A 600-nucleotide genomic window follows, 5' to 3' on the forward strand; every position below is an offset into this window, starting at 1 on the left:
CCCCACTTGAGGGAAGAGTGTCGCTAACGCTTTCGCGCTGGCTTCTGCCCAATCGAGGGCACACCAAGCGGGAAGTAGACAAAACATCCAATGGGCTAGTAGATAAGCAATGAGGGACAGCAGCAGCCAGCGATAAATTCCCAACCGCGTCTTCTGCCCAAAGCCATGCAGTCCAAAGCGATGCTTGATGGTTTTGAAGAAGCCCTCAATGGCCCATCGTTGCCGTCCCAACCGCACTAGGTAACGCCAGAGTAGGGATAAGTGGACACGACAAAGCGTAATTCTCGTTTGCCCTCGCTGCGCTTCAGCCAAAACCAGGAAATGGTCAATGAGACATTCATGCCGAGAAGCCGCACTTGCTGTCCTCGCTTGCCAGTGCGATATAGGTGTTTGAGAGTTTTGCCACTCTCCAATCGACGGTTGCAGCGCAATCCCACTACGGCTCGCCAGCGCCGTTTTTGGACGGCTTTGAGAAACTCGATCGTGCCAAACTCAGTGTCCGCCAGCACCAGGACAGTTCGACATCGGGTCAGGGGTTGAGGGACGCGGGCAAGCAGCTTACAGGCTAGTTGGGCTGGACTGGGAGTGCCCTTACCGTGC

At 55.5% G+C, this 600-nt stretch carries 2 pseudogenes; both read right to left on the reverse strand.

The features are described 5' to 3' along the window. Positions 1 to 231 (reverse strand): annotated as a pseudogene (locus C7B65_RS27195) (IS701 family transposase); the annotation flags it as partial. Between the two features lie 5 nt (positions 232 to 236). Further along, a pseudogene (locus tag C7B65_RS28265) lies at positions 237 to 600 on the reverse strand (IS701 family transposase); the annotation flags it as partial.

The sequence above is a fragment of the Phormidesmis priestleyi ULC007 genome (assembly GCF_003003695.1).
GTDB lineage: Bacteria > Cyanobacteriota > Cyanobacteriia > Leptolyngbyales > Leptolyngbyaceae > Phormidesmis_A > Phormidesmis_A priestleyi_A.